Genomic DNA, 13,266 nt, shown 5'->3' on the forward strand with positions numbered 1-13,266 from the left:
ACTTTCGTATCCAGCGATAAGGCATGCGGAAAGAATGCCAAGTGCATCAGGGCAAGGTGTCAGGCATGCGCAAGATCCGCCGTATCTCCAGAATCGCCTGCGGACTTTCCTGCACGCTGTGCCACGACGGGATGACTTTTTCCGACAGGGCGCCGTCGAGGTGGGCGCTGGCGTAGGGCACCACGCCGTCGCTCGATTCCGCCAGCGGCAGGTCCGGCGTGTCGTTACCCATGATCGAGTAGTAGCGCACGTTCGGACTGATGGGCAGGTCGGCCACCAGGCGCACGAACGGGTCCTTGTCGCTGAGGTTATCGATGCTGTTGGGGATGCGCAGCGGTTCGCTGCTGCCCGTGTCGAGCTGCGCCAGGCTGCCGGCCGCGTCGGACAACTGGTCGAGCATGTTGATGGGCAGTGTGATCAGGTTGGCGATCCAGCGCGCCACCTTGTGGTTGGCGAACGAGGTGCCGCGGTGCGGCGCGGCGATGAAGATGGCGCGGTTCACTTGCGGCATGGCCGTGAAATTCAGGTAGGGCGCCAGGCCGGCGCGCACTTTTTCCGCCTTCTTGCCCTTCAAATTGTATTCTTCCGTGATGGCGTCGAGCAGGGTGTTGCTGGCATCGGAGACCATCAGGCGCGCCAGCACGCCGCCCATGCTGTGGCCGATCAAGACCATGTCGTTGGCCGCGTCGGCCTTGGCCGAAGGGTCGAACTGCGCCAGGGTCGCGTTCAGCGCCTTGCGGATGGCGGCGTTGTTGGCCGCCAGCGGCGCATTGCTCGGGTAGTACACTTGCCAGATCTGGTAGCGGCGGCGCAGCTGTTCGTCGCCCATCAGTTCATTCGCCACGTTGATCCACGCTTCCGGGCTGCTGGCCAGGCCGTGCAGCATGACGATGGTGCGCTTGTTCGGATCGTAGGGCTGCATCAGGTGTACCTGCGGGCGCGAAATGCCGTCGGCGCGGCCGAACAGGGTGCGCAGCGCCTGCACGCCAAAGCCGGAGCGGGCCAGCCACAGGCCATAGCCGGCCGTGAAATTGGCGGCCACGGGCAGTTCCTGGCCCGCCATGCGCGTCGATTCGCTGCGCGTCGGGTCGACCAGCATCACCAGCAGCTGCTGCGTGGCCAGGACTTCCTGCAGGCTGTTGCCGTCGAAACGGATCAGCGCCGTGACGACGGGGAAGCGGGTTTCCTGATACGGTACATAGCCGTCTTTCGATGGCTTGGGCTTGGGCATGACGGCCACCAGGTCGGCGCCGAAGCCGTCGCGCCGGTACACATTGCGCAGGCCGGAAAACGACAGCGAAGTGGCCGGCAGCAGTTCGTCGGGCAGGGTGCCGTCATCGGGCAGGCGCAGGGCCGACAGTTCGCTGTCGATCTGCCAGCCGGCGACGCGGATCACATGGCCGTCGGGCCGGTATTCGCCACGGTGGCGAAACAGGTTGCCGACGGCCTTTTGCACGGCATAGTTATAGTAGTCGCGGATTTGCGTCTGGCGTTCCTCGAACGCGCGCTGGCCCGGCGTGCGCGTCGTGTAGAACAAATAGGCATACGCGTAGCGGGCCGATTCGAGCCAGGCGGCCAGCGTTTCGGCACTCGGGTGGCCGCCCTGTTTTTCTTCCGCCAGCGCGCTTTCCAGCCACAGTTCGGACAGGGTGGCCAGGCGCTGCTCGTCGCTGAGCAGCTCGGAGCGGGCCAGGTCGGCGCGGCAGCTGCCCGTATTGGCTTCGCAGGCGGCGATGTCGCTGCCGATGATGCGCAGCACCTCGCTGGCCGAGGCGCTCAGTTTGCCCGTCGTGAGAATGTCGCCACGCCGCTGCTGCAGGTAGTCGGCCGGCGAGATCGCGCTGACGGTGACGGCGGCGCAGCCGCTCAGCAGCGCCGCCGCGCACAGCAGGGCGCATACGCGCAGGCGCCGCATCGGCATCAGCATGTGGGCGCGCGCCTTAGAACGAGTAGACCAGCGTCAGCGACGTTTGCGTATCCGTGTTCTTCTTGTCGTCCGGTACGCGCGTGTCGTTGCGGGCGCTGAAGGCGGCTTTCATCTGCATGGTGCCGTTGATTTTCGTGCTGAGGGCTGTTTCGGCGATCGAGTGGGTGTTCGAGGTGCCCCGTTCCACGCTGACCGTCTGGGTGAACATGGCCGACTGGCTGATCTTCCACTTCATGGCGGCCGCGCCGCGCACCGTCAGGCCGTGTTCCGATTCGCCCGCGTCGTTGGTGCCGCTGAAATAGCCCGGACCGACTTCCACGTCGACGCTCTTGTCGCTCGACTGGTACCAGCGCGAGCCATGACCGACGGCCAGGGTCGAGTACTTGGTGTAGGCGCCGAACTTGTCGTTGACGTGCGAGGCCAGCACGAACAGCTTTTCATGATCGGCCATCAGCTTGTAGGCGGCCTTGGCGGACGCGGAAAAGCGTTCGGCCGAGCGTTCGCGCACTTTCTCGCCATCGTCGTTGGTCGTTTCGTCTTCCTTGAAGTAACCGCTGAAGATGTACTGGTTGCTCCAGTCATCGAGTTCCTGGCGCGCGTCGATCTTGCCCGTGACGGAAGTGCCGACCGTATTGCCCGAGGTGGTGATGGCGCCCAGTTCGGCGGAAGTGCTCCAGCTGCCGATGGGGATTTCATCGAACAGCATGCTTTGCTTGGTGTCTTTGGTGTCTGCGGCGGCGCTGCCGCAGCTGATGGCCATGGCCAGCGCCAGTGCGAGAGAGTGGGTCGATTTCATGGCAGTATTGGTTTGTGGCGTGCGCCAGGCGCGCCTGATCTTCGTTAATGGCAGTGGTGGTTTGCAGGCCGCGGCAAGCCGGAAGGCGCCGAAAACATGCGCACATCAGCATGCGCGCGCGGGCGCGGCCAAACATTGTCGAGGCTGTATTGTACCCGACCCTGCCATCGCGCGCCGCACGCGGCGGGGCTGGCAAGTGGCGCGCGCCTGGCGTATGCTGCGCCTATTTGCTGCCTGATCTTTACAAGGAACTCCCGTGCGCTGCCTGGTCATCGAAGACGAAGCTGAAACTTCCCGCTATATCTGTGCCGGCCTGCGCGAGGCGGGCCACGACGTCACCGCCTGCGACAATGGCATCGACGGCATGCGCCTGGCCTGCGGCGAAGACTGGGATGCGCTGGTGCTCGACCGCCTGCTGCCCGGCGAGATCGACGGCCTGGCCATCGTCGCGCGCCTGCGCGGCATGGGCCGCAACACGCCCGTGCTGGTGCTGTCGGCGTTGTCCAGCGTCGACGAGCGCGTGCGCGGCCTGCGCAGCGGCGGCGACGATTACCTGTCAAAACCGTTCGCCATCGCCGAACTGCTGGCGCGCATCGAGGCGCTGCTGCGGCGCGCCGCGCCCGTGCCCGAAGCGACGCAGCTGCAGGTGGCCGACCTGGTACTCGACATGCGCACCATGCGCGTGACGCGCGCCAACCGGCAGATCGCCCTGCAGCCGCGCGAATTTCGCCTGCTGGAATACCTGATGCGCCACCAGGGCCAGTCCGTCACGCGCGCCATGCTGCTCGAAGCCGTGTGGGACTACCATTTCGACCCGCAGACCAACGTTATCGACGTGCAGGTGAGCCGCTTGCGCACCAAGGTGGACAAGGAATTCTCGCCGCCGCTGATCCACACGGTGCGCGGCGTCGGCTACACCCTGGGCGTGATCGACGGTGCGTAACTGGCACCGCTCGATCGCGGCCCGCCTGGCGCTTGGCTATGGCGTGCTGGTGGTCGTGTCGATCAGCATCGTCTGCGCCGTGTTCTATTTCGGCACCATCGGCGTGCTCGATCGCAGTGTGGATCGCAAGCTGACTTTGCTCTCGGAGCGCCTCGCCGCGCTGTACCAGCAGGGCGACAGCAGCCGCACGGCGGCGGAAATCGCCCATTTGCTGACCGACCGCACCGACAGCGACACGGAGATCTTTTTGCTGGTGGGCGCCGATGGCCGCCGCGTGGCGGGCAATCTGTCGTCCTGGCCCGACGTGGGCAGCCCCGTGGGCCGCTTGCTGCACCGCGACGTCACGCGCGAAGGGCGCAGGGTGCCCGCGCGCATGCTGATCCGTGACCTCGAAGGTGGCGCGCGCCTGTTCGTCGGGCGCGACATGGAAGAGGGCAAGTCGATCCGCACGCTGGTGCTGCGCTCGCTGGCCTATGGCGGCGGGGTGGCCATCTTGCTGGTGGTGGCGGGCGCGTGGCTGTTCCGGCGCCAGCTCGAGGCGCGTATCGGGCAGATCCGCCGTACGGCGGGGGAAATCGAGGCCGGTGACCTGAGCCGGCGCATTCCCGTCGCCAGCGAAGACGAATTCGGCTTGCTGAGCCGCGACATCAACCGCATGCTCGACCGCATCGAACACCTGATGGAAGGCGTGCGCCACGTGTCGAACGCCATCGCGCACGACTTGCGCACGCCGCTGGGCCGCATCCGCAACAAGCTCGATGGCGCCTTGCGCCAGCGGCAGGACGTGGCCGGCTATGCGCAGACGGCGCAGGCGGCCATCGACGATATCGACGACCTCACGCGCGTGTTCGACAAGCTGCTGCAGATCGCGGCGGCCGAATCGGGCATGCGCCCCGAACATTTCGACGACATCGACCTGCAGCAGATCGGCGCCGACATCGTGGAAATGTACGAGGCCACGGCCGACGAGCAGGGCGTGCTGCTGGTGCAGATGTATGGCGACGGCGTGCCCGCGCGCGGCGACCGCAACCTGCTGGGCAGCGCGCTGGCCAGCCTGGTCGACAACGCCATCAAGTATGCGGGGCCAGGCGCCACGGTGGAAGTGTCGGCCGGCAGCGATGAGCAGGGCGGCTGGCTGGCCGTGCGCGACAACGGCCCCGGCGTACCAAAGGAAGAACTGCCGAAGCTGACGCAACGCTTTTACCGGCTCGACAAGAGCCGCCACTTGCCCGGCAATGGGCTGGGCTTGTCCATCGTGGCGGCCATCGCGGCCCTGCATGGCGGCAGTCTGGAGATCGAGGATGCGGCGCCTGGCTTGCGCCTGCGTTTGCGGCTGCTGCGCTAGCATGGCCGGCGTGGCGTATCGGCACATTACCAACTTGTAACCCCCTTCATTTTCGCCTCCCCCTATCATCCGCTCTACCCGGCGTGGAGCGGCTGCGTGCGCGCAGCCGCCTGTTCCGGGCTGCCCGCGGCCTGCTGCGGCTTGCCTGTCCCGATACGTCGCAGAGCCGTTTTCATGCATACTTTTACCGCCACCGGCGACAACGCCGCGCCACAGCAGGCGCCACTGCGCCAGCATGGCCACCGTATCAAGGCCGCGCTGGGCGCCATCGTCTTTCCCGTGCAGCGCGCGCGCTGGCAAGCCTTCGTCGCCCGGATGCCGGGCCTGGCGGCGCTGGCGCAAGCCCATCCCAGCCTGCTGTACAAGATTTATCGTCCCTACGCCAGCCGCCAGTTCGGCTGCGCGGCACGGGTGGACCTGCTGTGCGGGCATTACCGTTTCCTGTGGCAGGCGGGCGCGCGGCCGCTGGTGGAATACGCGGCGCGCCGCGCGCTGGTGCTGGCCGCCATCGAGGGCAAGGATGGCGCCACCTACCGTTTGCAGCTGACGGCCATCCACGACAGCCACCGCGAAGGGGAGTTGTGCCTGCGCCTGACGCGCGACGGCGTGCCGCTGTACCTGGCCAGTTTCCTGTTCCGGCCCCAGGCCGGCGGCGCCGTCATCCAGCTGGGCGCCTTGCAGGGATTGCGCTCGCCCGCCGGCGCGCAGGCAGTCAAGGACGCCACGCGGGCGCTGCACGGCTGCCGGCCGAAAAACCTGATGGTGGCCGCCTTGCGCGACCTCGGTGATTTTTTTGGCTGCATCCACCTTGACTTGGTCAGCAACGCCAACCGCATCGCGCTGAACTGGCGCCGGCGCCGGCACATCTCGTGCGACTACGACCTGGCGTGGCGCGAACTGCATGCACAGCCCACCAGTGGCGGCAATTACCGCCTGCCATGCGGCCCTTGCCGGATGCCGGAGCTGGAGCTGCTGCCGTCGAAAAAGCGGGCGGACGCGCGCCGGCGCGGCGCCATGCTGCTGCAGCTGGCGGCCGACATGCGCTGGCAAGTGGTGGCCCTGCTGCACGCGCAATGACGGCGCGGGGCCGGGTTTCTTGACCTGCGCGGCTTTTTTTGCCGCGCAGCCCGGCGCAAGCGCCTTGATCGGCGTTATACTTGCGGGCGTCCTTAACCTGAAGCCAGTTACCATGCCAGCACAATTCCCCACTTCGCGCATGCGCCGCCTGCGCGCGACCCCGCAACTGCGCGAGCTGTTCCGCGAAACCGAGATCAATCCGCGCGACCTGGTCCTGCCGATCTTCGTCGACGAAGGCAGCAGCGATTTCATCGACATCAAGTCCATGCCCGGCGTGCGCCGCATTCCCGAAGCGAAGCTGGCGCAGGAAATCGAGCGCTACGCGCGCGCCGGCCTGCGCTCCGTCATGACCTTCGGCATTTCGCACCACAAGGACAGCCACGGCACGGACACGCTGAATCCGGACGGCCTGGTGGCCCGCATGTCGCGCATCATCAAGGACGCCGTGCCGGAAATGGTGGTCATGTCCGACACCTGCTTCTGCGAATACACGGACCACGGCCATTGCGGCATCCTGCATGGCGATACGGTCGACAATGACAGCACGGTGCTCAACCTGGGCAAGCAGGCCGTCATCGCGGCCCAGGCGGGCGCCGACATCATCGCGCCATCAGCCGCCATGGATGGCCAGGTGGCAGCCATCCGCAGCGCGTTAGATGCGGCCGGCTTCCACGACACGCCCGTGATGGCGTATTCGACCAAGTTCGCTTCCGGCCTGTATGGCCCGTTCCGCGACGCGGCCGGCAGCACCCTGAAGGGCGACCGCAAGACCTACCAGATGGACCCGATGAACCGCCGCGAAGCCGTGCGCGAGTCCTTGATCGACGAAGCCGAAGGCGCCGACGCGCTGATGGTCAAACCGGCCGGCGCGTATCTGGACATCATCCGCGACCTGCGCGAAGTGACGCGTTTGCCGATCGGCGCTTACCAGGTCAGCGGAGAATATGCGATGATCAAGTTCGCCGCGCAGGCGGGCGCCATCGACGAGCGCCGCGTGGTGCAGGAAACCCTGGGCGCCATCAAGCGCGCGGGCGCGGACATGATCTTTACGTATTTTGCGATGGATGTGCTGAATAATCCGTATTGAGCCTTGTCTCTGGCGCACAGCTAGCATCCTTTTTTACCCCAAAGGCAAAGTCTGGGGTCGGACCCTCAGGGTCCGACCCCGGTATTTACGCCGTTGGGTTTATTTAGCTTATCCATGCCCCTGAAAATCTCCCGCATCCTGCACGCCGGCTATGTCTTCGAATGCGAAGGCACGGCCATCGCCTTCGACCCCATCGTCGAAAACCCGTTCAGTCGCAATTGCCACGCGTTTCCGCCCGTGCGCTTCGACCTCGACGCCGTGCGCCGGCTGCGCTGGGATGCCGTCTTCATCTCGCACTTCCACGACGACCACTGCTCGCTCGACAGCCTCGATGTGCTGGACCGCGCCACGCCCATCTATCTATACTGCGTCTTCGACGAACTGTTCGCCATGCTGCGCGCGCTGGGTTTTAGCCGCGTCGAGCGGCTGTACGTCGACGTGCCCGTGCAGGTTGGCAGCATCGAAGTGATCCCGCGCCGCGCGCTCGATGACGATGTCGACTCGCTGTTCCAGGTGCGCGCCGCCGGCTTGAACGTGCTCAACGTGGTCGATTCCTGGATCGGGCCGGAGACGCTCGAACAGCTGGCAGCGTTTGCGCCATGGGACATGGTGCTGTGGCCATTCCAGACCATGCGCGAGATCGCCGTCATCGCGCCGTCGCAGGCGCAGCCTGGCCCGGTCGACCTTCCCGACGACTGGATTCCCCAGCTGCGCGCGCTGGCGCCCCGGTACCTCGTGCCCAGCTCCTGCCAGTTCGTGCAGGAAGACTGGTCCTGGTACAACCATGCGATGTTCCCGATTACCTACCGCCAGTTCGCGCAGGAGATCGGCGCTGCGCTGCCCGAGGCGCACATCTTCCGCCTCGACCCATCGACGGCCGTGCTGCTCGATGCGCACGGTGTGAGCAGTGCCGAACCCTTGCCCTGGGTCATCCCCGTGGGCCCGCAAGACGTGGATTTCGACTACCGCCCCGACGCGCCGCCGCCCGTCACGGCGGACATCGCGCGCCGTTTCGCGCCATTGAGCGACGCCGATGCGGCCTTGGTGCTCGATTTCTGCCGCCACGGTTTGCTGGAACGCTACCGCGACATGGAGCTGCCCGAAGACAGCTATTTCCAGGCTCCGCGTGTGTGGCGGCTGTCGCTGTACGGCCATGACGGCGCGGCCACGATCCTGCATTACCGCACGCACGGCGACTTGATCGACCTCGTGCCGGACACGGGCGAGGCGCCGGGATGGACCACCGAGGTGCCGCTGGTGAAATGCCATGCGGCGCTGGTGCTCGGTGAATCGCTGACCTCAATGTACATGCGCATCAACGATGGTCCTTTCGACGCCGCCACGCGGGACGAACTGGACGAGGCCGACATCGTCGACGACCCACTGATCCGCTGCCTGTTCAACGATGCCATCGGCGCCTACCAGGCGGCGCAGCTCAAACGCTTGCTGGCCCGCTGAAGAAAGTCGCGCGACAGGGTAAGATAGCTGCTTCTGACTAGAACGGGAAAGACACCATGGCACAAGACAATGCACAAGGCAATGAAACCGCGATCCTGGCCGGCGGCTGCTTCTGGGGCGTGCAAGACTTGCTGCGCCGTTATCCGGGTGTGATCGCCACGCGTGTGGGCTATAGCGGCGGCGACGTGGCCAACGCCACCTACCGCAACCATGGCACGCATGCGGAAGCGATCGAGATCATTTTCGACCCGAACACCATCAGCTACCGCAAGATCCTGGAATTTTTCTTCCAGATCCACGACCCCAGCACAGAAGACCGCCAGGGCAACGACCGCGGCACGAGCTACCGTTCGGCCATCTATTACACGAGCGACGAGCAAAAACGGGTGGCCGAAGACACCATCCGCGACGTCGACGCTTCCGGCCTGTGGCCCGGCAAGGTGGTGACGGAAGTGGCGCCTGCAGGTCCGTTCTGGGAAGCGGAACCCGAGCACCAGGATTATCTGCAGCGCTTGCCGCATGGCTATACCTGCCATTACATCCGGCCGGACTGGGTCTTGCCGCAGCGCGGGCAGTAAGGAAACAGATATGCGTTACTGGCGCGTCGAGCGGCGGCAGGCGGAAGGGCAGCTGGACTTCGGGCGTACCCTGGAGCTGATGGCCGCCATCGGCCATGCGGACGTGAATGCCGTCGCTGGGGCCATCCTGAAAACGGTCAGCACGGTCGCGCCGATTGCCCAGTGCACGATCTTTGCCTATGAATTCGGCAACCGCCCCCGCACGGTCGCCGTGGCCGACCGGCGCGGCGGACGTTTCCTGCAAGATATTGCCGACAGCTACGCGCGCCACTATTACGCGCTCGATGGCAACCAGCGCGTGATCGCGCCGGCGCCGGGGCGAAAAACCGATCCCGCCATCGTGCTGCACCAGCAGGCCAGCGACGAGATCGACCATCCCGGCTACCGCGCCGCCTGCTATCAAAAACCGAATGTCTCGGACCGGCTATCGCTGCTGCTGCAGCCGGCCGGCGATATCTGGCTGTCCGTCAATTTCTACCGCGACAGCAGCCAGGGCCAGTTCCAGCCCGGCGAAGTGGCGGGCATCGAAACCCTGTCACCGCTGTTTGCCCATGCCGTCAAGCATCACTACAGCCTGAACGGCCAGAATACGCAAGGCGTCGCGCCCATGATGCTGGCACGGCTGCGCCAGCATTGTCCCGCCTTGAGCAAGCGCGAACTGGACGTGCTGCGCTGCGTGCTCGAAGGCCTGACGGCCGTGGAAATCGCCGAGATCATGGGCGTGCAGCCGTCCAGCGTGACGACTTACCAGAAACGCGCGTATAAACGCCTGGGTATTTCCAGCCAGCGCCAGTTGTTCGCCCTGTGCGTGGCGCCAGCACCCGTCTAGTCCCTTCGGCGTAGCAATGGCTCCGCCTTCTTGACTGTTTTGGCCGCGAAACGTCCCCAAAATGGGGACAGCCGCCGGCATCGTCGTCTGCATACTGTGTTTCAAGCCGGGATCACCCGGCCGCTCTCACCCAATAAAATCAACAAGGGGAGGGCGACACCTTATGGAGACAAGCATGACCATCGCCACCACTGCGCCCGTCCTCGACGCGGCCACCGACCAAATGGAACAGCAGGTGATGCGCAAGGTATCGCGCCATCTGCTGGGATTTCTGTTTCTGCTGTTCGTGTTTTCCTTTCTTGACCGCATCAATATCGGCTTTGCCGGTCTGACCATGATGCAGGACCTGGGCTTGAGCGGCACCCAGTTCGGTTTTGCCACCACCCTGTTTTACATCGCCTACATCGCCTGCAGCATCCCCAGCAATATCGTGCTGGCGCGTATCGGCGCGCGTAAATGGATAGGCAGCATGATGATCGCCTGGGGCCTGGCCTCGACGGCGACCCTGTTCGCCAGCGGCCCGGCCAGCCTGTATGCGCTGCGCTTTCTCGTCGGCGTGACGGAGGCTGGCTTCCTGCCCGGCATGCTGCTGTACCTGACGTACTGGTTTCCCAGCGCCTACCGGGCGCGGGCCAATGCCCTGTTCATGATCGCCATGCCCGTGACGGCCGCCATCGGCTCGGCCCTGTCGGGCCTGATCCTGGGACTCGATGGCCACTGGGGCTTGAAGGGCTGGCAATGGCTGTTTTTGCTGGAAGGCATGCCATCCGTATTCCTGGGCCTGGCCGTGTACGGCTACCTGGACGATGCGCCCAACAAGGCGAACTGGCTGAGCAAGCTGGAACAGCAGGTGCTGGCGCGCATGCTGGCGGCCGAGCACAAGCCTGCCGTCGTACACCTCGCGCAGCAGCAGAAGACCTCGGTGCTGGCGGAAATGTGCTCGCCCACCGTGCTGAAATTCGGCGTCGCCTATTTCTGCCTGGTCAACACCCTGGCGATGGTGGCCGTGTGGACGCCCTTGATCGTGAAAAGTTTTAATAGCAACGCCAGCAACACGCAAATTGGCTTGCTGGCCGCCATTCCGCAAGTGTGCACCGTCATCGGCATGATTGCCTGGGGCCGCCGCTCGGACCGCCTGCAGGAACGCCGCTGGCACATCGTCTGGCCCATGCTGCTGTCGGCCGCCGGCTGGCTGTTCACGGCGTACTCGGCCAGCCCCATCATGCAACTGCTGGGCGTGTGCATGGCTTCGACGGGCGCCTATACCGCCATGTCCGTCTTCTGGACCACGCCGGACCGAGCGCTGAGCCTGGGCGCGCGCGCCATCGGCATCGCCGTCATCAACGCCACGGGCAATATCGGCTCGGCCCTGAACCCCGTCGTCGTGGGCTGGCTGAAGGACATCACGCACAGCTTTGCCACGGGCTTGCTGTACGCCAGCGTGCTGCTGGTGGCAGGCGCGGCCATCGTGCTGACCCTGCCCATCGCGCGCGGCGGCAAAGAACAATCTTGATTGAAGAGGACCCATCATGAGCGACATCTTCCACCCTTATCCCCATGTGCCGAAAGTCTATCCGCCTGGCAAACCGGCCGGTGCATCGACGCAACACGTTCCTGTCCTGATCGTCGGCGGCGGCCCCGTGGGTCTGGCCACGGCCCTGGGCCTGGCGCGCCACGGCGTGCGCTCGGTGCTGATCGAAGCGGACGATGGTGTCTGCACGGGCAGCCGCGCCATCTGCATTTCGCGGCGCAGCCTGGAAATCATCGAACGCCTGGGCGCACTCGACGGCTTTATCAGCAAGGGCTTGCCATGGGCGGGGGGACGCAGCTTTTACCGCGACGAGGAAGTGCTGCACTTCACGATGCCGCAAGACGCGAACCAGAAGCTGCCGCCCATGGTCAACCTGGCGCAATACCATATCGAGCAATTCCTGCTCGACGCGGCCGAACGCCAGCCGGAGCTGATCGATATCCGCTGGCAATCGAAAGTCACGGGCGTGCAGCAGCGCGCCGATGGCGCCACGGTCACGGTGGCCACGCCAGACGAAACCTACCAGATTGACACGGACTGGCTGGTGGCGGCCGATGGCGGGCGCAGCGTCGTGCGCGAAGCGCTGGGCCTGAAATTGCAGGGCACCAGCTATGAAGGGCGCTACGTGATCGTCGACATCCATCTGAAGAGTGAGCGCCCGACGGAGCGCCTTGCGTATTTCGACCCGCCGTCGAATCCCGGCTCCACCGTGCTGGTGCACAAGCAGCCCGACGATATCTGGCGCATCGACTATCAATTGCGCGACGACGAGGATGCGCAGGCGGCCGTGCTGCTGGAAAACGTGGCGCCCCGCGTGGACAGCCTGCTGGCCATGATGGGCGAAACAGCGCCGTGGCATCCCGTATGGATCACCATTTATAAAGCCAACGCGCTGACCCTGGAAAAATACCGGCATGGCCCCGTGCTGTTCGCGGGCGATGCGGCCCATTTGGTGCCCATCTTCGGCGTGCGCGGGGCGAACTCCGGCATCGACGACGCGGACAACCTGGCCTGGAAGCTGGCGTATGTCGTCAAGGGACTGGCGCCGGACAGTTTGCTGGACAGCTATTCGGACGAGCGCGTGTTCGCCGCCCATGAAAACCTGCGCCACGGCACCAAAAGCACGGAATTCATGGCGCCGCCCACCTTCGCTTTCGATCTCATGCGCACGGCCGTGCTGGGCCTGGCGGGCAAGCACGCGCACGTGCGCTCCTTGATCAACCCGCGCCAGACGAGCGCCATCGCGTATGCGCAGTCTGCCCTGAATGCGCAGGATAGCGAGGCGTTTGCCGCCGGCCCCGCGCCGGGCACGGTCTTGCCCGAATGTCCGCTGGCGTTGCCGCACAACGGCGGACAAAAAGCGGGGTATATTACCGATTTGCTGAAACGCGCCGATGGCGATTTCACGGGGCTGTATTTCAGCGACGATGGCGCCGTGCCAGCCGAACTGCTGGCGCTGGACGATGCATTGCCGTTGAGTACCGTGGCGATCGCCCGCGGCGGGGCGCAAGGGTGCGCCTGGGACCACACGGCGCAGGTATTCTCGCTGTTTGACGCGCAGCCTGGCAGCTATTACCTGGTGCGCCCGGATGGGCATGTGCTGGGGCGCTGGCGTGAGGTGAGGGTGGAGCAGGTGCTTGAAGCGCTGAAATGGCTGTTGAATTGAGTCAAACCCACCGGCAAATTCTGGGGTCA

11 protein-coding genes are annotated in these 13,266 nt (G+C 65.2%); 9 read left to right on the forward strand and 2 right to left on the reverse strand.

Features of this window, described 5'->3' with window-relative positions; translation table 11 throughout:
- Positions 1–46 precede the first annotated feature (46 nt).
- Positions 47–1,927 carry an esterase/lipase family protein gene (locus ACPJXG_RS12630; protein WP_425254461.1) on the reverse strand — a complete coding sequence of 627 codons (1,881 nt, stop codon included), beginning with the start codon at positions 1,925–1,927 and terminating at the stop codon, positions 47–49.
- A 13-nt stretch (positions 1,928–1,940) separates the two neighbouring features.
- Positions 1,941–2,723 (reverse strand): DUF481 domain-containing protein, encoded by a 783-nt coding sequence (locus tag ACPJXG_RS12635; RefSeq protein ID WP_176389881.1) that lies wholly within the window; start codon positions 2,721–2,723, stop codon positions 1,941–1,943.
- A 256-nt stretch (positions 2,724–2,979) separates the two neighbouring features.
- On the opposite strand from ACPJXG_RS12635, the gene ACPJXG_RS12640 reads away from it, so the two are divergent.
- The 9 genes from ACPJXG_RS12640 to ACPJXG_RS12680 all read left to right on the forward strand — a co-directional run bounded on the left by ACPJXG_RS12640 (position 2,980) and on the right by ACPJXG_RS12680 (position 13,237).
- On the forward strand, positions 2,980–3,666 hold the full coding sequence (locus ACPJXG_RS12640; protein ID WP_035819315.1) for a winged helix-turn-helix domain-containing protein: 687 nt from the start codon (positions 2,980–2,982) through the stop codon (positions 3,664–3,666).
- Positions 3,659–5,011: a sensor histidine kinase gene (locus ACPJXG_RS12645; RefSeq protein ID WP_425254462.1), complete on the forward strand. Its 1,353-nt coding sequence runs from the start codon at positions 3,659–3,661 to the stop codon at positions 5,009–5,011. Before ACPJXG_RS12640 ends, ACPJXG_RS12645 begins: the two co-directional genes overlap by 8 nt.
- Positions 5,012–5,185: 174 nt before the next feature.
- Positions 5,186–6,088, forward strand: a complete 903-nt coding sequence (locus tag ACPJXG_RS12650; RefSeq protein WP_425254463.1) for a VirK/YbjX family protein — start codon at positions 5,186–5,188, stop codon at positions 6,086–6,088.
- A gap of 112 nt (positions 6,089–6,200) precedes the next feature.
- Positions 6,201–7,175, forward strand: a complete 975-nt coding sequence (gene hemB, locus ACPJXG_RS12655; protein WP_070218449.1) for a porphobilinogen synthase — start codon at positions 6,201–6,203, stop codon at positions 7,173–7,175.
- A 114-nt stretch (positions 7,176–7,289) separates the two neighbouring features.
- Positions 7,290–8,633 carry an MBL fold metallo-hydrolase gene (locus ACPJXG_RS12660; RefSeq protein ID WP_425254464.1) on the forward strand — a complete coding sequence of 448 codons (1,344 nt, stop codon included), beginning with the start codon at positions 7,290–7,292 and terminating at the stop codon, positions 8,631–8,633.
- 56 nt (positions 8,634–8,689) lie between these two features.
- Entirely contained in the window at positions 8,690–9,211 is a 522-nt protein-coding gene (msrA, locus tag ACPJXG_RS12665; protein WP_035819305.1) for a peptide-methionine (S)-S-oxide reductase MsrA, read from the forward strand.
- Positions 9,212–9,221: 10 nt separating this feature from the next.
- Complete coding sequence (locus ACPJXG_RS12670; protein ID WP_425254465.1) at positions 9,222–10,040, forward strand: helix-turn-helix domain-containing protein; 819 nt, start codon at positions 9,222–9,224, stop codon at positions 10,038–10,040.
- Positions 10,041–10,215: 175 nt separating this feature from the next.
- Complete coding sequence (locus ACPJXG_RS12675; RefSeq protein WP_425254466.1) at positions 10,216–11,553, forward strand: MFS transporter; 1,338 nt, start codon at positions 10,216–10,218, stop codon at positions 11,551–11,553.
- Positions 11,554–11,569: 16 nt separating this feature from the next.
- Positions 11,570–13,237, forward strand: a complete 1,668-nt coding sequence (locus tag ACPJXG_RS12680; RefSeq protein WP_425254467.1) for an FAD-dependent oxidoreductase — start codon at positions 11,570–11,572, stop codon at positions 13,235–13,237.
- The last annotated feature ends 29 nt before the right edge of the window (positions 13,238–13,266 follow it).

The sequence above is a fragment of the Janthinobacterium sp. NFX145 genome, from assembly GCF_049810325.1.
Taxonomy (GTDB): domain Bacteria; phylum Pseudomonadota; class Gammaproteobacteria; order Burkholderiales; family Burkholderiaceae_D; genus Janthinobacterium; species Janthinobacterium rivuli.